The organism is Primorskyibacter sedentarius, assembly GCF_004342065.1.
Classification (GTDB): Bacteria; Pseudomonadota; Alphaproteobacteria; order Rhodobacterales; family Rhodobacteraceae; genus Primorskyibacter; species Primorskyibacter sedentarius.
The window spans coordinates 1-19,112 of sequence record NZ_SLZU01000039.1; the positions used below are offsets into that span (position 1 = coordinate 1).

General features: G+C 58.4%; 14 protein-coding genes and 1 pseudogene. 7 read left to right on the top strand and 8 right to left on the bottom strand.

The genetic code is table 11. The features are described from left to right. Nucleotides 1-87 precede the first annotated feature (87 nt). A pseudogene (gene istB / locus EDD52_RS22450) lies at nucleotides 88-951 on the top strand (IS21-like element helper ATPase IstB). Nucleotides 952-1,234: 283 nt separating this feature from the next. Here istB and EDD52_RS22455 read toward each other — a convergent pair. Further along, nucleotides 1,235-1,429, bottom strand: a complete 195-nt coding sequence (locus EDD52_RS22455; protein WP_132248855.1) for a hypothetical protein — start codon at nucleotides 1,427-1,429, stop codon at nucleotides 1,235-1,237. A gap of 227 nt (nucleotides 1,430-1,656) precedes the next feature. Between EDD52_RS22455 and EDD52_RS22460 the strand changes: the two genes are divergently transcribed. After that, the gene (locus EDD52_RS22460) at nucleotides 1,657-2,121 is read left to right on the top strand and encodes a YciE/YciF ferroxidase family protein (protein ID WP_132248856.1); all 465 of its coding nucleotides are present in this window, start codon (nucleotides 1,657-1,659) and stop codon (nucleotides 2,119-2,121) included. A gap of 443 nt (nucleotides 2,122-2,564) precedes the next feature. Next, entirely contained in the window at nucleotides 2,565-3,416 is an 852-nt protein-coding gene (locus EDD52_RS22465) for an extracellular catalytic domain type 1 short-chain-length polyhydroxyalkanoate depolymerase (RefSeq protein ID WP_243652072.1), read from the top strand. A 394-nt stretch (nucleotides 3,417-3,810) separates the two neighbouring features. On the opposite strand, the gene cynS is transcribed toward EDD52_RS22465, so the two are convergent. From cynS to EDD52_RS22480, 3 genes are all read right to left on the bottom strand, one after another. After that, nucleotides 3,811-4,266: a cyanase gene (cynS, locus tag EDD52_RS22470; protein WP_243652073.1), complete on the bottom strand. Its 456-nt coding sequence runs from the start codon at nucleotides 4,264-4,266 to the stop codon at nucleotides 3,811-3,813. A 37-nt stretch (nucleotides 4,267-4,303) separates the two neighbouring features. Next, nucleotides 4,304-6,034, bottom strand: coding sequence for a bifunctional protein-serine/threonine kinase/phosphatase (locus EDD52_RS22475; protein ID WP_132248858.1), 1,731 nt, complete (start codon nucleotides 6,032-6,034; stop codon nucleotides 4,304-4,306). A gap of 79 nt (nucleotides 6,035-6,113) precedes the next feature. After that, nucleotides 6,114-6,941 carry a formate/nitrite transporter family protein gene (locus EDD52_RS22480; RefSeq protein ID WP_132248859.1) on the bottom strand — a complete coding sequence of 276 codons (828 nt, stop codon included), beginning with the start codon at nucleotides 6,939-6,941 and terminating at the stop codon, nucleotides 6,114-6,116. Nucleotides 6,942-7,846: 905 nt separating this feature from the next. Here EDD52_RS22480 and EDD52_RS22485 point away from each other — a divergent pair. From EDD52_RS22485 to EDD52_RS22495, 3 genes are read left to right on the top strand one after another with little or no spacing between them, the layout of a single operon-like run. After that, entirely contained in the window at nucleotides 7,847-9,589 is a 1,743-nt protein-coding gene (locus EDD52_RS22485; RefSeq protein WP_165907650.1) for a NirA family protein, read from the top strand. Nucleotides 9,590-9,610: 21 nt separating this feature from the next. Next, nucleotides 9,611-11,368 carry a diflavin oxidoreductase gene (locus EDD52_RS22490; RefSeq protein ID WP_132248861.1) on the top strand — a complete coding sequence of 586 codons (1,758 nt, stop codon included), beginning with the start codon at nucleotides 9,611-9,613 and terminating at the stop codon, nucleotides 11,366-11,368. 22 nt (nucleotides 11,369-11,390) lie between these two features. Beyond that, nucleotides 11,391-11,570: a hypothetical protein gene (locus tag EDD52_RS22495; RefSeq protein WP_132248862.1), complete on the top strand. Its 180-nt coding sequence runs from the start codon at nucleotides 11,391-11,393 to the stop codon at nucleotides 11,568-11,570. Here EDD52_RS22495 and EDD52_RS22500 read toward each other — a convergent pair. The 3 genes from EDD52_RS22500 to EDD52_RS22510 all read right to left on the bottom strand — a co-directional run bounded on the left by EDD52_RS22500 (nucleotide 11,561) and on the right by EDD52_RS22510 (nucleotide 16,392). After that, nucleotides 11,561-13,420, bottom strand: coding sequence for an ABC transporter ATP-binding protein (locus EDD52_RS22500; protein ID WP_132248863.1), 1,860 nt, complete (start codon nucleotides 13,418-13,420; stop codon nucleotides 11,561-11,563). The two genes, EDD52_RS22495 and EDD52_RS22500, sit on opposite strands and share 10 nt — an antisense overlap. A gap of 699 nt (nucleotides 13,421-14,119) precedes the next feature. Continuing rightward, entirely contained in the window at nucleotides 14,120-15,148 is a 1,029-nt protein-coding gene (locus tag EDD52_RS22505; protein ID WP_132248864.1) for a hypothetical protein, read from the bottom strand. Then, nucleotides 15,145-16,392, bottom strand: a complete 1,248-nt coding sequence (locus EDD52_RS22510; RefSeq protein WP_243652074.1) for a TIGR03032 family protein — start codon at nucleotides 16,390-16,392, stop codon at nucleotides 15,145-15,147. The genes EDD52_RS22505 and EDD52_RS22510 overlap by 4 nt, the downstream gene beginning before the upstream one ends. Between EDD52_RS22510 and EDD52_RS22515 the strand changes: the two genes are divergently transcribed. Continuing rightward, entirely contained in the window at nucleotides 16,365-18,743 is a 2,379-nt protein-coding gene (locus tag EDD52_RS22515) for an FG-GAP repeat protein (protein ID WP_132248865.1), read from the top strand. The genes EDD52_RS22510 and EDD52_RS22515 overlap by 28 nt on opposite strands. A gap of 67 nt (nucleotides 18,744-18,810) precedes the next feature. On the opposite strand, the gene EDD52_RS23890 is transcribed toward EDD52_RS22515, so the two are convergent. After that, nucleotides 18,811-19,112: hypothetical protein (locus EDD52_RS23890; protein WP_207906081.1), on the bottom strand; the 302-nt coding region annotated here is incomplete at its 5' end.

The window sequence follows — 19,112 nt, forward strand, 5'->3', positions numbered from 1 at the left end:
TCTGGACATCTATCCCTACCTGCCCAAGCCCCAGGTCGAGACGACTGACCCGGCCAGCTACAAGGTGCTGATGTCCGGGGCAGCGGCATGACCGATACGCCACAGGTCCTGCTGCAGCATCATCTCAAGAAGCTGCGCCCGCCGACCTTCAACAGCGAATACGACAAGCTGGCACGGCAGTGTGCGGCGGAGAACAAGGATCATGTGCAGTATCTGCTGCGGCTCTGTGAGCTGGAGTTGCCCGGCGGCATACGCCGCCAGTTCTTGCATTCCGCGCCTTCGGCGCGAGGCGCGAACGCCGGATGATCGAACGCCGGATCAAGGCCGCGAAGTTTCCGGCGACCAAGAGCCTCCCCTCTCATGGTTTGCTGCGCAAACCACTGCCGGGCAGCGGATCAGCTTCGACTTCAAAGTGATTGCGTCACTGAGCAAGGTCCTGACCATGGAACTCGCCCGCTGCGCCTTCGTCGGTCGGCGTGAGAACGTCATCATGCCAGAGGCATGTCTTCGACATGACGCCCTGGGCCCTCTGGAACAGGAAAGACGCACATCGCCCTCGGGCTCGGACTGGCGGCCTGCCAGAAGGGTCTCAAGGTCCGCTTCACGACCGCCGCTGCCCTGGTCCATGAACTAATCGAGGCTGTCGACGAACGACGTCTGCAGCGCTTGCAAAAGCTGCTGGTCAGCCAGGACCTGCTGATCATCGATGAACTGGGCTTCGTGCCGCTCAGCAAGACCGGTGCCGAGCTGCTATTCGAGGTCATCTCCCAGCGTTACGAGCGTGGCTCCATGATCATCACCTCCAACCTGCCATTCGATGAATGGACCGAGGTCTTCGGCTCGGAACGCCTCACAGGCGCAATTCTGGACCGCCTGACCCATCACGTGCATATCCTTGAAATGAACGGCGAAAGCTTCCGGCTGCGCGAAAGTCGGAAAGCCAAAAGCTAATATCACAGAGAAGAGTGCTGGCCTACGGCCAGCGCGCCTTGCCGCGCGTCAACTATATGGAGAGCACGCGCGCCAAGGCGCAGCTAACTCCCAACCAAACTGTCCAATTTTACACCGGGAACTTGACCGATCTTGCTCCGGGATTGACAGGAGGGGTCTGACAAGCGACCTCTCCGGTGATGTGGCGGGGCTCGAACAGGTGTATTGGGACGAGATATTTTCCAAGCTTGATCCTGGCACTTACGGGAAAAACTGAAGATTTCGCGCTGGCGCCGCGGCGCTTTCACCAAGGCGGGTCGATGGCGTTGTGGACGGCAGTCGTGTCTCGATGCAGCGCATGGGCGATGTGGATGACGGCGATGAAGGGCGTCAGGCACGAAACGTCCGCGCGAAAGACCATGGTCATCTCGGCGACCACGTGAAAGATCAAGTTGACCAGGGCCTTTTGCCAGAGGTCTGGTATGATGAGCGCAGGCACTTGTGCCTGTCTTTCTCTGTCTGCAACGACGCCGACCGTGACCAGATCACTGGCCTGACCACTTAGGGACCCGTTGTCGCGACAACACCTGTTGGATGTGCCTTGGCGCGAGGCACATCCGACCCTCATTCAACGCCCGCAAATTATTTGATTTCGCCAACGGAGTCGCGGAACGGAAACCCCGGTGGAGAGTTGAACTGCATATCGTCACAGCAGGAATCAACCAAATGAAAACGATGGCAGAAGCATTCCACCATACTCTGAAGGATATCTACTACGCTGAAAATGCGCTCACCAAGGCGATGCCCAAAATGGCAAGCGCAGTTGGCGATGGCGACATCAAGAAAGCCTTCGACGATCACCTGAAAGAGACCAAGGAGCATGTGAAAATCCTCAAGAAGGTCTTTGCCACGATCGACAAGCCTGCGGAGGGCGAAAAATGCGATGCGATCGAAGGGCTGATCAAGGAGACCGAAGGCATCATTGAGGAGGCCAGTGGCAAAGCGTTGGGCGCCTGTCTTATTGGTGCGGCCCAGGCGGTCGAACATTATGAAATCGCGCGTTACGGCACGCTGCGCCAATGGGCGAAGGAGTTGAAAAACGACGAAGCCCACGAGCTGCTCTCCCAGATCCTCGACATGGAGAAGGCCGCCAACGCCAAGCTGACTGGTATCGCCGTCGCGGCTGCCTGATACATCGGCTTGGTGTCATACCCACTCTGAATAGGCTGGACAGGTTTGATGGCCTGTTCAGCCGTCATTTTGCGATAATTTCGATGGTTTCGGCTGTGCTGTCGAACGAGACGTCGCAATCGCGGAATGGCAGATGTTCTGCGTGCTGACTGATTTGAGGTAAGATGTTTGATCCCTACAAACGCGCCCGCGCAAATTCGGCAAAGAAAATCCGGCGCGCGACGGTTTCGGCGATGACCGATGTTTGGGGGTCGGTGTTTGCCCCCGCCAAACCCGCAAAACGTAAATCCGCAAAGCCTGCGAAACGGACGCCCAAGGCAAAGGCCGGTTCAGCTAAAGGCGCAAACAAAGCGAACCGCGCGCAGAGCTCTGCCAAGGCAAGGCCGCCGTCCACGTCGCGATCAAACACCACCAACCCTCGAGGTTCCGTCTTTCGGACCATGATGCACAAAAGCGACTTTGGCGCACGGTCTTACAAGCTCTATGTCCCGGGGGCCGCTAAGGCGGGCTCAGATCCCCTGCCGCTCATCGTCATGCTGCATGGCTGTGGCCAGTCCTCGCAGGATTTTGCGCGTGGCACAGGCATGAACGCGCTGGCAGAGGAGTTCGGGTTTCTGGTGTGTTACCCGGAGCAAACACGCAAAGCACAGCCGAACCGGTGCTGGAACTGGTTCAGGCGGGCGGATCAGGCAAGGGGTGCGGGCGAACCGGCTTTGCTTGCCAGCATGACGCGGCAGATCATGGCGGAGCAGAACGTTGATCCAGCCAAAGTCTATGTTGCGGGCCTGTCAGCCGGTGCTTCCGCGGCCTTGATCCTTGCGAGCGCCTATCCGGACATTTTTGCGGCCGTCGGTGTCCATTCCGGCTTGCCGGTGGGGGCCGCCCATGACGGGGCCTCGATGGCCAGAGCCATGCAGGCAGGCGCGGTTGGGCAGCGCCTGACCACTCCGATGCCGACAATCATATTTCACGGTGACGCCGACAAGGTCGTCAATCCCCGAAACGGCCGGTTCGTGTCGATCCGGGCCGTTGAGCCTTACGACAGCCTTGATCGAACAGTAAGGGCAGGCCGCGTGGCCGGTGGCCGCGAATATGAGCGCACCGTTCACCGCGTTGGGAGGGGACGCTCTTACACGGAACATTGGCTCGTTCGCGGCTCCGGGCACGCGTGGTCCGGCGGTCATGCCGCAGGGAGCTATACAGACCCCACCGGCCCGGATGCATCACGCGAAATGACCCGCTTTTTCCTGCGCCACCGTACTACGAAAAAACGTCGCGCGCTGGCGCCTGAGTGAGGGGGCAAGCCGTTATTCCTGCCTTGGAGGCGGGTAAACGTCCTTCGAGCACAGCGGCCTGAGTGACCGCTCTGTCGCTGGCATCTTGCGTAGACCATCGCATGGGGAGATGTTTGCCCATGTGGGCGTTTCCGACGTCCTCAACACTCCCTCTTGCGCGCGAGACCGAGATCGCCAAGCCTTTGTGATACCTTCGCCCGCAATTGGCCCTGGATGCCCCGTCGGAGGGATCGTCATAAAGACACCGGTACCGCGCCACGGCTGTGTTGATGGCGTGGATGCTCTCTCCTTCTGCGATACCTCCAGCAAAGATCACGTTGGCACATTTCGCTGCCACCGGGAGGGGCATCCACCCATCAACAATGCCCATATTTGGGCGGGGTCACGTTGGAAGTTACCAGCAGTTATACGCGAGATACTTGCCGGACATTTCGACTTTGACCCGGTCACCCTTGGGGTTTTCGACCCGCGACACGGTCATATCAAAGTCAATCGCAGACATGATCCCGTCGCCGAATTTTTCGTGGATGAGCGCTTTGAGGGTTGGGCCATAGACACCCACAATCTCGTAAAAGCGATAGATGCAGGGGTCGGTCGGAACGGTCTGCTCCCAGATCTTTGTCGGGCTTTCCTGCAGAATGGCTGAGGCCTCGGGTGCCAGCCCCAGGGTGCTGACCAGCGCGTCTGCTTTGTCGCTGGGCATGGCGTTCATGCCCATTGCAGCCGAATGGGTCCAGACCGGCGACATGCCGATAGATTCAGCGATGCCTTCCCAGGTGAGCCCGCCCTGCTTCTTGGCCTGAATGATCATCGCGGTGACGTCTTCGCGAGTCATTGTGGTTGCGATCATGTCCATTTTGTATCCTTTCGGTTGGAAGTTGAGATAGTCAGAGACGTGCCAACAAGATGAGCACGATCAAGAAGAGCACGGCCGAAATGGTTTGCCAGAACCGGACGGGGTCGCGTTCTGCCAGTGGGCGTCTGGCGTGGCTGCGACTTCCCGGCGATGGCACGGTCAGCGCCCTGTCCATCTCGGAGAGCGCGGTAAAACGCCGGTGGCCGAGCGGGTGTGTGGCGCGACGCAGCGTGTCGTCAATCCAGTAGGGCACCGCGTTTTCGGCATCGACGGCAGGACGATAGCGGAGCCGGGCCCTGTCGCGCCGGTTGCTCACACGAGCGGCATCGGCGCCGTAGGGCAAACGACCGGTCAGCATCTCGTAGATGACCACGCCAAGGGAGAACTGGTCAGAATAGGGACCGGGGGGATCGCCAACAAAGTATTCAGGCGCGGTATATTGCAGCGTGCCCAGAATGGCATCATCTGGACGGGCCTGACCCTCTTCGACGCCCTGCACGCGGGTCGACCCCAGATCGATGATCTTCACCGTCCCGTCTGAATCGATCATCAGGTTTTCAGGCCGAAAGTCCTGATGCAGCATGTCCTTGCGATGAAAGGCGCGCAGCCCGAGGATCATCTGGTGGGCAAGGTCGCGCACTTCCTTTATCGTTGGGTGCGGGTTGTCGCGCATCCATTGGCGCAGGGTCTGGCCCTCGATGAATTCGGTCAGGACATAGAGACCAGAGCGTTGTTCCGGTGCTTCTGCGGCGCGCAGAACGTGGGGCGAGGACAGCCGTCGGGCGATCCATTCTTCCATCAGGAACCGTCGAAGCTGGGCCGGGTCGGACTTTGTTTCGCTCGCGGGCATCTTCAACGCCACCTTCTTTCCATCAGGCGCGATGGCCAGAAAGATATGGCTGCGGTTGTTTTCGTGGATTTTGCGGACAATCCGAAACCCGTCGAGGCTCGTCCCCGGCTCTGGTAACGGCAGTAGTGGCAGGTTATCGGGGACCAGATCGGTCAGCTGTTCGCTCTCGGGCAATGCCTCGACGCGCACGATTTGCACCGTCAGATCATCGTGGCTGCCTGCATTGCGGCAGGCTTCAGCAATGGTGGCTGCGGCATCGTCAAGGGTGCTTGCGCTTTCGATCGTGGTCAGCACGTCTTTGGGCTGCCAATATTCATGCACGCCATCGGTTGTCAGCAAGAACACATCGCCCGGTTGCACGCGAAGCTCTCGGTAGTCGACCGCGATATGCTGGTTCAGGCCCAGGCCGCGGCTCAGCTGCGGACGAGAACCCGGCACCGGGGTAACATGGTCGTTCGTCAGTGGCTCCAGGCTGGAGCCGGTAATGCGCCAGACACGGCTGTCTCCGACGTGTAGAATATGCGCGGTATGCCCCTTGAGGATCAGCGCGGACAGGGTGCAGATATGCCCCAGCTCTGCCCGTTCGGGCATGGAGCGACGGTTTAGCCCGTAAAGCCACGAATTGGTCGCTGATATGACATTGCTGGCCGCGGTCTGCACACCCCAGGCATCGGTGGTGGCGTAATAGTCGGTCATCAGGCTTTTGACGGCAATTTCTGCCGCTTCATGGCTAACCGGGCTGGGTGAGATCCCATCCGCGATCGCCACGGTCACGCCCTTGAGCCGCAGCGCGCTGCCATCGGGGACGGTGGCACCGAAGAAATCCTGGTTCCGCTGCCCCTTCAGCCCTGCCTGGGAAAACTGACCAAGCTGGACGGCAAGGGCATTTGGGGTGAACCCGTCTTTGGCCATGGGACGACTCTGCATCTGGTTCAAACGGCAAGGCCGCACGGACGCCAATCCGTGCGGCTGGTTTGTTTGATTGCGCGACTTACTCGGCCGCGACGCTTTTGGGTTCGCGCGACGGGCTGGTCTTGTAGTAGGTGGAGTAGAGCATCGCGCCCACGAAGGTCAGACCGCCGACCAGATTGCCAACAACAGTCGGGATTTCGTTGTACAGAAGGTAGTCACCCCAAGTGAAATCAGCCCCCAGAAGGATACCGATCGGGAACAGGAACATGTTCACGATCGAATGCTCGAACCCCATGTAGAAGAAGATCAGGATGGGCATCCACATGGCCATGATCTTGCCCGAGGTCGACGTCGACACCATGGCCGCGACAACACCGGTGGAGACCATCCAGTTACACATCACCGCCCGCACAAACAGTGTCAGCATCCCGCCTGCGCCCGCATCTGCATAACCCACCGTTCGGTTGTGCCCGATATTCATCAAGGCCTGCCCAATCGCGTTCGGTTCCTGCGTGAAGCCCATCGTTAAGGTAATTGTAATGAAAATGGCCGTTGTCATGGCCCCGGCAAAGTTGCCAACGAAAACCAGACCCCAGTTGCGCCACATCGCTTTTGCATCCACGCCGGGACGTTTATCGAAGACCGCGAGCGGGACCAGTGTGAAGACACCCGTCAAAAGGTCGTAACCCAAGAGGTACAGCGTGCAAAAGCCCACCGGGAACAGCAACGCTCCGATTATGAAATGTCCGGTCTGGACCGAGATCGTCACCGCGAATGCGGCGGCGAGTGCCAGGATGGCGCCCGCCATATAGGCTCGGATCAGGGTATCCTTGGTGGACATCAGAGCTTTTTTCGCGCCCGCATCGACCATTTGGGCCGAAAATTCGGCGGGAGTTACATATGACATTTCTGTTCCTCTTGTCTGGGTGCCCCTAGCTTTCGAAACGGCACAAGTTTGGGTGGAGTGTCTGAATTCTGGGCGCCGCTTTGCTGGGATGCGCCGGGAATATGTTGTGGTGGCAGAATATGCCCAACTTGGGTCCATCAAACAGCGCGGACGGGCCGCATGAAGGCATGCGTTGAACCCGAGGGTACGGTTGCAGTGTTCGATGTGTTTCTGACACGCAGCGTCGTTGCTGCTGATGACTGACCAAATCCGAAGCTGTTCCCGGACCGGTTGCTGGGTTGGGCGCTTTGGCATCGTCGCCTAGCACATCAAAATCTGAATACGGTGGGCAAATACATGTCAATGCAATTTGCCAAATCCAGCGAGACGTCGGTTGCGTCGCGCACCTGATTTGCTGACAATTTGAGCAGTTTGCGTTGCCAAAAGCGAATTTGTAATCGTCTCCGAATGCTGCAGTGCAGAAGGTCGCATGCTGTGGCGCAGAATCGCAGGGCTCTCACGCCTGCTCTGAATGTGGAGTGCGGCCGGATACCCGCTCCGCAGGGTCGCTAATGAGTACTTGCCACTCTCGGAGTGCTCAAAAAATGCTCCGGTTCGCTGAATATTAGACCTTCTGACGGCCGAACGTGCCCGTCGCGTCAAGATTCAGCCTCTGGCGCTTGCCTCTCGCGAATTGTGCCTGACAGTTCTTGAGGAGGCCTGCTTCTTCATTCTGGGCGACGATGTCCGAAGCAGCAGAAGTATGGCGGCCTGAAATCGGACAGCGCGGTCCGTTGATCATGCTGGTTGCGGCCACTCGCCCCGACCAGCGAAGCACAAAAACCTCACCCGCGCGCATGCGCGCCCCCAGAAACACACATATGTGCGGCGCCCTTGCGCCGTTCGTGGATCACGGATCTAGGAAAATGTCTCAAACCGCGCCCGGATTTACCGCCGAACAGCAAAACTATCTGATCGACATCCTCACCAGGCTGAACCTGAACCAGGCCTTCCACGTCGGAGAAGGTTCTGCCTCACCCGAGGAAGTGACCGTATACGGTGTGCCGCTGGAAGACTTGGCCAAGGAAGAGGTGGCGAAGCACAACATGCATCCTCTCGACATGTGGCACATGGTCGAGACGTGGGAGGCCGAGGGTCATCAGGCCTCGGGACTGGATAATTTTCTGCTGCGGCATCTGGGCTTTTTCGACGTTCGACCCGCTCAGGAAGGGTACATGATGCGGATGCGGTGCCCGGGGAACATCATTCGCGGCGACCAGATGAAACTGATGGGAGAGATCGCCAGGGACCATGCGGGCGGCTATTCGCACGTGACGACGCGGGGAAGCTTGCAACTGCGCGAAATCATGCCGGGGAATGTCATTCCGGTTATCGAAAAGATGCAGAGCGTCGGGCTGACGTCGCAGGGCACCGGTGCCGACAGTGCCCGCAATCTCACCGTTTCGCCGATCGCCGGGGTCGATCCGTTGGAACTTGTAGATCTGCGCGAGCAGGCGGCGCGTCTGAGCCTTCGGATCCTGCGCACCCGCGAATTGCAGGGCATCCCGCGCAAGTTCAACATTTCGTTTGATGGTGCGGGGTGTATCTCTTGCGTCTCTGATACCAACGACATCTGCTTCCGCGCGGTTGAAGTCCCCGAAAACGATCAGGGGATCGAGCCGGGCATCTGGCTGCGCATATCTCTGGGCGGGATCACCGGGCACAAGGATTTCGCCCGCCATACCGGGTTGGCCTGCCGTCCAGCAGAGGCGGTGGACGTGGCCGAAGCGATGCTGCGTGTCTTTGTCGAACACGGCAACCGGTGCAACCGCGGCAAGGCGCGCCTGAAATATCTGCTCGACAGTAAGGGCGTCGATTGGTTCTGCAAAACGGCGCAAGAGAAGCTGAACGCGCAAGGTCGGGGCGTGGTCTTTGCCAATCTTCCCGAGGGTGTCGAAGCGCCCCGCAAGCCAGTCGACCGTCAGGCGCATATCGGCGTGCATAAGCAGTCTGGCGGCTTGAATTACGTCGGTGTCGCGCTTGAGCTAGGGCACATGTCCGCGCATCAGATGTGCGAATTGGGCCGGATCGCAATGGTCCATGGCAGCAACGATATGCGCCTGACAGTTTGGCAGAATCCGCTAATCCTTGGCGTGCCGGACGACGCAGTGGGGCGGGTGCAAGAGGAGTTGGCGGCAATCGGTCTGAGCGAAGAGGCCAATGCCTTCGCCGCTGGCGCCGTGGCCTGTACGGGCAAATGGGCCTGCAAACTGGCGCTGGCCTACACGAAGGCCGATGCGCGCGCCATCGTGCAGCATTTGCAAAGCAAATACGCCCTCGACACCCCCATCAACATCCACCTGACGGGGTGCCCCAACTCCTGCGCGCAGCATTACATCGGTGACATTGGTCTGGTCGGGACCACCGCACCGGGCGGCGGCGAAGGGTATAACGTCTTTCTGGGTGGCGGGTCTGACACCGATCAAGGGCTGGCGCGCCCTCTCTGTGGCCCGGTCCCAAGCGGCACGGTCATCGACATTCTTGATCATGTGGTGGGCCGCTATGTCGCTGAACGCTCCCCGAAACAGACCTTTCTGGAATTCACCCGCGGCCTTGGCGACGAGGCCCTGAAGGGCCTGGTGCCTCAGGAATTCGCCACCGCTTGCTAATCAAAATCCGGATACCTCATCATGACCGCCCAAGACCCCAAAATTCTGCAAAATCTTGCGACCGCGATTGGCCAGACACACGGCCTCGCCCCGGCAACATTCATTCCCGCAGATGCCCCCTTCGATGAAGCACAGCGCCATTGGTTGAACGGGCTTCTAAGCGGATTGCACGCGATTGCATCCGCCGCCACGGCTGGCAGCGGTGGCGTGGCGGAAGCGGGCACTGCGTTGACCATTCTGTATGGCTCGCAATCGGGGAATGCAGAGGCCCTTTCAAAAGAGTTGCGCAAATACGCGAAAACGCAGGGTTTCGAAGCAACGGTGGCGTCACTGGATGATCTGCAGGTCGCGGATTTATCGGCCATCAACCACCTTCTGATTGTCGCCGCTACCTTTGGCGAAGGCGAACCAACGGATAACGCCGCCAAATTCTACACTGCGTTGATGGACGATACCGCACCGGAATTACCGGCCAGCCTCAATTTCAGCATTCTGGGGCTGGGCGATTCAAGCTACGCGGATTTCAACAAGGCAGCCAGCGACATTGATCGGCGGTTGGGTGAGTTGGGCGCAACCCGCGCGGCCGACGCCGTCCTATGCGATGTCGACTTTGATGACGACTTTGCCGCGTGGCGAGACGCAACTTTTTCAAGTGACCTTTTCAAGAGCGCCGCCGGAGCAGCCTTGCCCCCCGAGCCGGTCGCGGCGGGTCCCGCGTTTGACAAGAACCACCCGTTCATGGCGACGCTGTCGGTTGCGCAACGCCTGAGTGGCGCGGCGTCAGCCAAATCTGTGAACCATATCGAACTGTCTCTGGCCGGTGGTGGAGAGGATCTAAGCTATGACGTGGGGGACGCTCTGGGCGTCTGGCCGATAAACTGCCGCAAAGAGGTGCAGGAGGTCCTGATCGCCACCGGCTTTAGCGGCAAGGAAACCGTCATGTTGAAGACCGGGCCGACACCGCTGCGCGCGGCGCTGCTGACCCGGCTTAACCTGCAAACCGTGACACCGAAAACTCTGGAGGCTTGGGGCGTCGAGAAAAACGGCGAAGATGACCAGATCATCGACCTGCTACAGGCCGGAGCGGTTTCAGACCCTCAGCGTCTGGTCGAGGGGATGCGGGCATTGCAGCCTCGGTTGTACTCGATTTCCTCCAGTCCCAAGACGCATCCCGGCGAGGTGCACCTGACCGTGGGCGAGGTGCGCTACAACCTGCATGGCAGCGACCGGAAAGGCGTGGCTTCCACCTATTTGGGTGAACGTCTGGTCGAGGGTGGCAGTGTTGGCGTCTACGTGCAGAAGTCATCGCATTTTCATATCCCCGCTGACGACACGGTGCCGTTGATCATGATCGGCCCCGGCACCGGAATCGCGCCGTTTCGTGCCTTTCTGGAAGAGCGCGAGGCACGCGGGGCTGAGGGCAGGAACTGGCTGTTCTTTGGTGACCAGCACGAGGAATGTGACTATCTTTATCGCGAACAGATCGAAACCTGGCTGAAAGATGGCGTCTTGGACAAGCTCAGCCTCGCCTGGTCGCGCGACAGTGCCGAAAAGGTCTATGTGCAGACCTTGTTGAAGCGGGACGCCCAAGAGGTGTTCGACTGGCTGGAAAACGGCGCCGCAATTTACATTTGCGGAGACGCCAACCGTATGGCCGCCGATGTTGACCGTGCCTTGAGAGAGATCATTATGCAGCAGGGCGGAAAATCCGAATTCGAAGCAGCGACTTACATGGAAACGCTGGCCGCCTCCCACCGCTATCAGAGGGATGTTTACTGATAGCTGTGGGAAGTACCATGCGATGATCGACGTTTGCGAAATGGCTGCTATCCGTCGCAGCTCAGCGTCCGGTCAGACGGCCAAGCCGCAGGACTTCGCCGCCGCTTCTGTCAGTTTGAGCCTTGCCCGCTTGAAGAAGGTTAATTTTTCAGAGGATCGCGCTGAAGGGTTCCAAATTGAAATTCGCGGCCCTCAGCACTGATCGTCGTTACCGATAAACCCTCCGGACTGGCGGTTCCACAGGTTGGCATAGAGATTGCCTGCGGCCAACAGCTCCTGATGCATTCCCTTTTCCACGATCCGACCGTCTTGGATCACGACGATGCAGTCCATCTCTGCAATGGTGGATAGTCGGTGCGCGATGGCGATTACGGTCTTGCCGTGCATCACCTGTTTCAGTGCGCTCTGGATCTCGGCTTCCACTTCGCTGTCCAAGGCGCTTGTTGCCTCATCCAGTATCAGGATCGGTGCGTTCTTGAGAAACACGCGGGCCAGGGCGATGCGCTGACGTTGCCCGCCCGAAAGCTTGACGCCCCGTTCACCCACGTGGGCGTCATAGCCAGTGCGACCCTGATTGTCGCGCAGCTCGCAAATGAAATCATGCGCCTGCGCCTCGCGCGCAGCGGCCTCGATCTGTTCCTGCGTCACGTCCATGCTCCCCAGCGCGATATTGTCGCGCACAGATCGGTTGAGAAGGGCGGCTTGTTGACTGACCATGCCGATAGCCTTCCGCAGGCTTTCAAGATCCACGTTGCGGATGTCTTGACCATCGATTGTAATCTGACCGTTTTCAGGGTCGTAAAAGCGCAGGATCAGGTTCACCAGCGTCGATTTGCCTGCCCCCGACGGCCCCACCAGGCCCACCCGCTCGCCGGCACGCACGTGGAGGTCGATCCCGTTGAGCCCGCCCTTGCCCTTGCCATAATGGTGCCGAGCATTCGTTATGCTGATCTCGCCGCCCGAGACGACGAGGTCGGGAAGGTGGCGATCTGATTGGATCATGAGCGGCTGAGCAATGGTGAGTAGCGCCTCACGGATCGAGCCGACCTGTTCGAAAATGCGCCAGACGGCCTCGAGAATCCATTCCGCCATCGTGGTGATACGCAGCGACAATGCGACTGCGGCACTGACAAGGCCGATGGTCGCGCCACCCTGGCTCCACAGCCAGATGCCGTAGCCAACGATCCCCGCCATGATCACCCCTTCAAGCCAGACCGTCACCGTCCGCAGCGCCAGTCCGATCTGGCGGGCGCGGAACAGAGAGGCGCGCGTGTCTTCCAACGACAGGAGGTGGTCCGCCTCCATTTCATTGCGGCGTGCGAAAAGGCTGACGGTGTCAAAATTGGTGAACGTGTCGACAACCTTGCCCAGCAGCCCCGATTTCGCAGCGCTGAAGGCTTCCATGGCGCGCACCATGCGCGGCACGATCAGCCCCATCAACATCATGTAGAGTGCCAGCCAAATGAACAATGGGATCGCCAGCCGAATGTCCGTGCCGGCCATCAGCATCACGACGCCAACCACGTAGACAAAGCCGAAGGCGACGGCATTGATCATTTGGTAAAGCGCATCGGAGGCATAATTGCCCATCATCACCAGTCGCGAGGCAGTGCGCCCTGCCAGATCGTCCTGAAACCAGCCCACAGACTGCCGGGTCAGGTGGTCGTACGCGCGCCAGCGGAACAGGTTGGCCACGTTGCATGAAAACCCGATGTCATTCACCGCGAACCTGGCGAATTGGGAGAGCGGGCGCAGAAGGATGATCATGACCGCCGCGCTGAGCAGGCTGAAGCTGTGCTGTTTCCATATTTCGGAAGGTGGGGTGTCAGCCAGCATGTCGATCAACTGTCCGGCATAGCTGATCAGCCAGACCTCAATACTGGCGGTCAAGATCGTGACGATCACGCTCAGCACCAACACCTTGCGCAGCGGGTGCAGATGCGACCGAAGATAGGGCCAGACCCGCGAATTGGGCGTCTCCCCAGAGCCGTGGACGTAAGGGTCAGCGAGGTTCAGGGCGCATTGCGTCAGCCACTCATAAAGCTTGAACATGATTTTGCCCTATCTTTAGTGGCTCCTGCCAATCCTGTGCGGCCGCTCACATGATTAAATTGACGTGCCGTCGCGTTGGCGGGTCCGGCGATACGTGCTGATACACAACGACCCTACAATGAAATCTGGCTGCAGTGCAGCAGAACTTCCACGCAGATTGAGTTGGTAGCCTTTGCCTCGCGGATCAGGAGCGGCCACTTCGGAAAACGCCCTTTCGCTGCGCCAGAACGGATGTCCGCTTTTCATTTCATGTCGGGAAGCAAGCCCATATGCGGGCAATCGATTTTGCTGAGAAATGAGTGGCCAGTTGCCGCTTTCTTTGTCAGGATCGCGCCGCTGCCTCGGTTCCTGCATCGCGACCGCATAGGATCAGCCTCGTATGAGGTGCTCTTGGTTTGCCCGCTCCATGATCTGCTCAGCTGTCCGGGCGCCTCATCAATTCTCCCTGAACTTACGGGATGCCGAAGACTCTGACCCTAAGATCTGGCGGTCTCACTCTGTAACTTTTTGCAAGGAGAACCGATGGACGTGCATCAAGAAAGCGGCTTGGATAACGGCCAAATTGTTGGCACCCAGCTGTGACCATTGCATACACCGATGCTTGCCCATGCGAGTGTCTCCACTGTCATCGACACAACCTTCTGCGCGATGTCGAGACCCCCGGGCTTGAGGCTCCTACAGGGCTTGCTCCACCGTCCTTCAACGCAACGCCGCCCAGTGTGCAGCGGTCGCATGCGGGTTGCCATCAGTTCGCTTAGCGCGGCTTGCCATCAGCCAAATCCTTGAGATCTCGACTGCGTCCGGGGGGGCTGCCAGCTCCTGAACGATGCCGGGGGCGTCGTCGAGATACCGTGAGTTGGCATCACACAGCACCGAATGGCCAAAAAACTCTGAATCGCATCGGACTGCGTCACTTACGAAGATGTTTGCAGCCCGCTGGGCTTGCTTGCGAGACATCATCACCTTTTCGGCCCGGTACGGGTCGCTGGTTTCCAGCGCGGCTGCAAAGCTGTTCAGCGCCTTGACCTGCGGCGAATTTCCCGCGCGATTTGTTCCCAGTTCGCGCCACAACGCCCTTACCAACGCAAGAGCCGGCGCCGACAGAGATGGGTTCGACGATGCGATCTTTGTCACCTCAACAGGTGCTTCGCAGACAAAGCTCAGGAAATCGGTCGCAACACAACTTCCAGCAAGTTCCGCCCTGACCATCGGGCGTACATGCAATGCATCGCCAAAGACCTTTCGCCATTGCACCAAGCGGGGCACAAATTGAAATCGACCCGTCTTGTGTAACTGACCCAGAAACGCGTCAAGCTCGCCGTCGAACAATCCCTGCTTCACGTTTTGTACATATCCTGAAACGACGCGCTCCAGATGCGGCCGGATATATGCGACAAGCTTTACGTCCACATCGGGAAGGAATTCGACGAGAACGTCGCGCAGGGCCAGCGGATCTGCGAACTCAAATCGTTCGGAGGAGATGACGGTCGTCCTGCCTGAATTCCTGACCTCTTCGGAAAGTGAGGACCACGCCCGATCACGCCATTTACTTGCCTCTTTCATGAAAAGTGCGTTCGAAAGCGGATGGTGGTTTAACGCGCCTCGTCGACCAGATTCTGCATAGAGCGGTCGTTCCACACTCGTTTCATATGAGCCCTGCCGGAGTACTGACTGGATGGCGGTACTGCCTGCCTTGCAATCGCCGATATGAATGACGAGCCGGGTCATTTGCGGTTCAATTCGGCAGGACGCAGGAAAAACCGGATTTCCTCTGACATGAAGCCGAGCGCCATGGGGCGCCGGATACCGGGCAAGACGCAGACATCATAGAGTTCCTGAATAGCCCCGGTCATGTAGAGACCGTGTACGATGGCTCCATCCGACAGATCGACAACAAGTATCGCGCAAAGAGGGTCCTGACCTCGCGCCGCCAACCGGTCATCAAGTTCCAGGCCTTCAAAGGTCTTGTCCTTTCTTGGTCGGGAAATTCCGATGATGGCATGCCCGTCAGCAAATGCCAGCCCTCGCGCAAATCCGGGCAGATGACAAATCGGCTCAAACCTGCCCGCTTCAATATCGACCCAACCAAACTCACCCTTTCCGGACTGGATCACCCAAAGCCGCTCATCATGGAGACGCGGAGAATGCGGCATCGACAGGCCGGTGACCACAGGCTCTCCGTCTTGGACGCTTAAGACAACGCCGCCGTCACGACGTTTGTCAGACCATCCCCGGCGCGTATTGGTCATAGCAACGCACGTGACATATTCGGCCGCCCCATCGACGAAGGCAGCACCGTTGAGATGACATCTGTCCTCTGCCACAATCTTGTCGATGAACGGGGGCTTCCAGATCGGGACAAAGCTGTGTCTTTCGTCCACTGTGGCAAGGCAATTGACGCGTGTTCCCACAAATACTGGCCGCCCGTCTTTTTGGGCAATATCATGCACGTCAATTTCACCTGTCGTGTGCCCATTCACCGGTACAAACACCGCATCATAGCCGTTATATTTCTGTCCGGATGGCAAGAAGTTTTCCAAACGCCATAATTGGAACAGCGAACTCATCCAAATCGTATTGCCTGCCGGCCCAAGCCCCATGCATCTGGGAAAGCTGCGCTCGAAGATAGACACTTGGTCTTGAGCCCCGACGCCCACGAACAGGATTTTGCCCGCCTGGTAGGTCGTGAACGCGAGCGAAATCCTGGCTGCCGTCAGGAAACAGGCGAAGCCTTCGGAGGCGAGGACTTCAAGCGACGACTCCGCTTTGACGGCCGGGGCTGCAGCAGTTTGGCTATACCGAGAGTTGTCCATCGTTGAATACTGGCTCAAACCAGCGGGGGTTGGCAATCGGTATAGCCGACGCCAGAGTTGCTCGATCAGGCACTGACATGTTAATCTAAAGGCAACGTTGAGCTCCGCGTTGTTTAATTTGTGGATCGCCAATGCCTGTTTCGGTCTCTCGCCTGTCATCTTCTTCTTCGGCAAATCCAGTGGCTGTGGCCGCAGTTGGAGATTTTGACGGTGACGGATTTGAGGATTTCCTGATCGGTGATCCCGGGAACACCGGAGACGGGCAGGCTTATCTCATTTTCGGCGACGCAGATGGATTGCCGGGTGATATTGATCTGGACACTCTCGCAGCTGGTGATGGCATCAAGGTTGTCAGCCCGCTTACAGACGACCAGCTTGGTATGGCTGTCAGCGCAATAGGCGATATCAATGGTGACGGATTTGCCGATGTGATGATTGGCGCGCCAGGCACTTCGCCTGAGTACCAATATATCTACACGCGATTTGATGGATATACGCGGTTTTATACAACCTACATTCCTGTCACATATACATACACTTACACCGTTTATACATCCGATGGCGGCACCTATACCGAACAACGCACCTATCAGGGTGGTTATAACACTTACCAATCCTATTACTACGGAACCGCCATTCAATACACCTATACCCGAACGCGCAACGATGCAGGTGTTGCCTATGTCATCTTCGGAACCGACGCTGACCCCGAAACGGTAGATGTCAGTGCTCTTGGCAGCTCCGGCCTTACAGTGATCGGGCCAGATTTCGGAGGTCAGACAGGCAGCAGAATATCGGGGGCTGCGGATTTTGATGGCGACGGCAAACCGGACGTTTTGATCAATGGAACGGCAACCAACGCCGCGGTGCACGTCCTGTTGAACCCGACATTCGAAGCAACAGGATCATTGGATCTCTACGACCAGACTTCCGGATTTCAGCGCCTGTTCTCGACGCAAAACGATTCGGGATTTGGCTATGCGATAGATGCTGGTGGAGACATTAACGGCGGCTTTGCAGATCTGCTTATCGCCGCACCGAACGCCGACAGCGGGGCTGGCGTTATAGACTCGGGGCAGGTTTTCATCGTCTTTGGAAGCGACGCGCCTGCAACCTCGCGTCAGGTGGACGCGCTGGATGGCAGCGACGGGTTCATATTCTCTGGCCAAGAGAGCGGAGATCTCGTCGGCTCAGACGTGGCGTTTGTCGGCGACAGCAACAAGAATGGCTATGACGACATATTGATCGGCGCCGCGGGTGTAGGTGGCGGACGCGGTGAGGCGTATCTCGTACACGGCTCGCCGGGTCGGCGACCGGCGGATTTTTCGCCTGCCGACCTCAACAGCGCGCATGGTTACGTCATCAGTTCTGTCGGATACGGGCTTGGGGAACTGGTTGGCGGGATCGGAGACATCAACGGCGACGGGCAGGCCGATTTCGCGCTGACGGATGAGATTGCCACAGGCAGGCGGCTTCACATCGTTTTTGGTCGGGGGAGCGGATCGTTCAACGAACGCCTGGACCTCGAGACCCTTGATGCGCGCACCGGTTTTACGATCGATGGATCAAACTTGACGGACCCGTCGTCCTTTGCGCTCTCCTTCTCGGGCGGGATCTCTGCCAAAGATAGTCATGTGTCGCTGATAATCGGAAATGGAGACGGGTCCACCTTTGTCATATCTGGCGGATACGCAACGCTGGCCGCAGTTGATCGTTTGGACGGTGCTCAGGACGGCACTATCGATGCGCAATACTTCACCGACCCATTTATATTGGGCAGTTCGGGCAACGATACGCTGAACGGTGATGGCTCTGACGCCATGGTCTTTGGTTTCGGTGGCGACGATAGCATGTCTGGTGGAAGTGGCGGTGTCGCGTTGTTCGGAGGGGGCGGCAATGATCGCCTCGAAGGCGGGGATGGCGATGACAGCGCTTATGGCGGTAGCGGCAACGATATGCTCTTCGGTAGTGACGGAGAGGACCAGTTGGCTGGTGGCAGGGGAAATGATCTCGTCCATGGCGGGGTAGGCGCGGATACTGTTTCGGGCGGCGCCGGTGTTGATACTGTAAATGGAGGTCAGGGCAACGACATGCTTGTCGGTGGCAACGGCGATGATATTCTGGGCGGCAATGCCGGGTCAGACACGATTTTCGCTGGCGAAGGGCGGGATTTCATCCACGGCGGGTTTGGGTTCGATCAGCTTGTCGGAGGCTTTGGAGCCGATCGCTTTTTCCACTTGGGCGTGCGGGGCCACGGGACTGACTGGATTCAGGATTACGATGCGTCCGAGGGAGATGTGTTGCAGTCTGGGATAGCAGGCTCGTCGGCAGAGAACTACGTCGTCAACTTCGCTGCGTCGTCAGCCGCAAATGCAGGTGTGGTCGGCATTGCAGACGCTTTTATTGGGTATAAACCCACCGGACAATTACTCTGGGCGCTTACTGATGGGGGCGATCAAACTGAAATCAATATACAGATCGATGGCCAGATCTTCGATCTGCTCTCCTGACAGAATGGTAAGCGATGGAGGACTGCGCCAATGCGCAGCTAGTGGGACGACTAATCGATGGTTTCTGTCACGAGATCTGCTTGCAAGTGGTCAGCTTGACCTGCGCCCTGTACATGGCTTCAGCTCTTCGATCTTTTGCAAGTCCAAGTATGGCGGCATAGTGGCGTGCCCGGTGGCCAGGTTGCAGGCGCGGGATGACGAGAGCGCCACGGAATGCCCAGCTGAAGTTGGCAGCGGGTCCAAGAGGATCAAGATGGGAGTGAACCGACGCAAAGTAACCGCCCGGTTTAGGCCGCCTTGCAATCTTCGGGCGGTGCTGGTGTCCAATTCCAAGGAAGCAATTCGTCGAGCCGGTTGATTTTGTGATCG

Coding starts and splice junctions, on each gene's coding strand:
- EDD52_RS22490 (WP_132248861.1), top strand. CDS start 9,611: ATGACCGCCCAAGACCCCAAAATTCTGCAAAATCTTGCGACCGCGATT.
- EDD52_RS22475 (WP_132248858.1), bottom strand. CDS start 6,034: ATGGCCAAAGACGGGTTCACCCCAAATGCCCTTGCCGTCCAGCTTGGT.
- EDD52_RS22505 (WP_132248864.1), bottom strand. CDS start 15,148: ATGACCCGGCTCGTCATTCATATCGGCGATTGCAAGGCAGGCAGTACC.
- EDD52_RS22500 (WP_132248863.1), bottom strand. CDS start 13,420: ATGTTCAAGCTTTATGAGTGGCTGACGCAATGCGCCCTGAACCTCGCT.
- cynS (WP_243652073.1), bottom strand. CDS start 4,266: ATGATCGCAACCACAATGACTCGCGAAGACGTCACCGCGATGATCATT.
- EDD52_RS22460 (WP_132248856.1), top strand. CDS start 1,657: ATGAAAACGATGGCAGAAGCATTCCACCATACTCTGAAGGATATCTAC.
- EDD52_RS22495 (WP_132248862.1), top strand. CDS start 11,391: ATGATCGACGTTTGCGAAATGGCTGCTATCCGTCGCAGCTCAGCGTCC.
- EDD52_RS22515 (WP_132248865.1), top strand. CDS start 16,365: ATGCCTGTTTCGGTCTCTCGCCTGTCATCTTCTTCTTCGGCAAATCCA.
- EDD52_RS22480 (WP_132248859.1), bottom strand. CDS start 6,941: ATGTCATATGTAACTCCCGCCGAATTTTCGGCCCAAATGGTCGATGCG.
- EDD52_RS22485 (WP_165907650.1), top strand. CDS start 7,847: ATGTCTCAAACCGCGCCCGGATTTACCGCCGAACAGCAAAACTATCTG.
- EDD52_RS22510 (WP_243652074.1), bottom strand. CDS start 16,392: ATGACAGGCGAGAGACCGAAACAGGCATTGGCGATCCACAAATTAAAC.
- EDD52_RS22465 (WP_243652072.1), top strand. CDS start 2,565: ATGCACAAAAGCGACTTTGGCGCACGGTCTTACAAGCTCTATGTCCCG.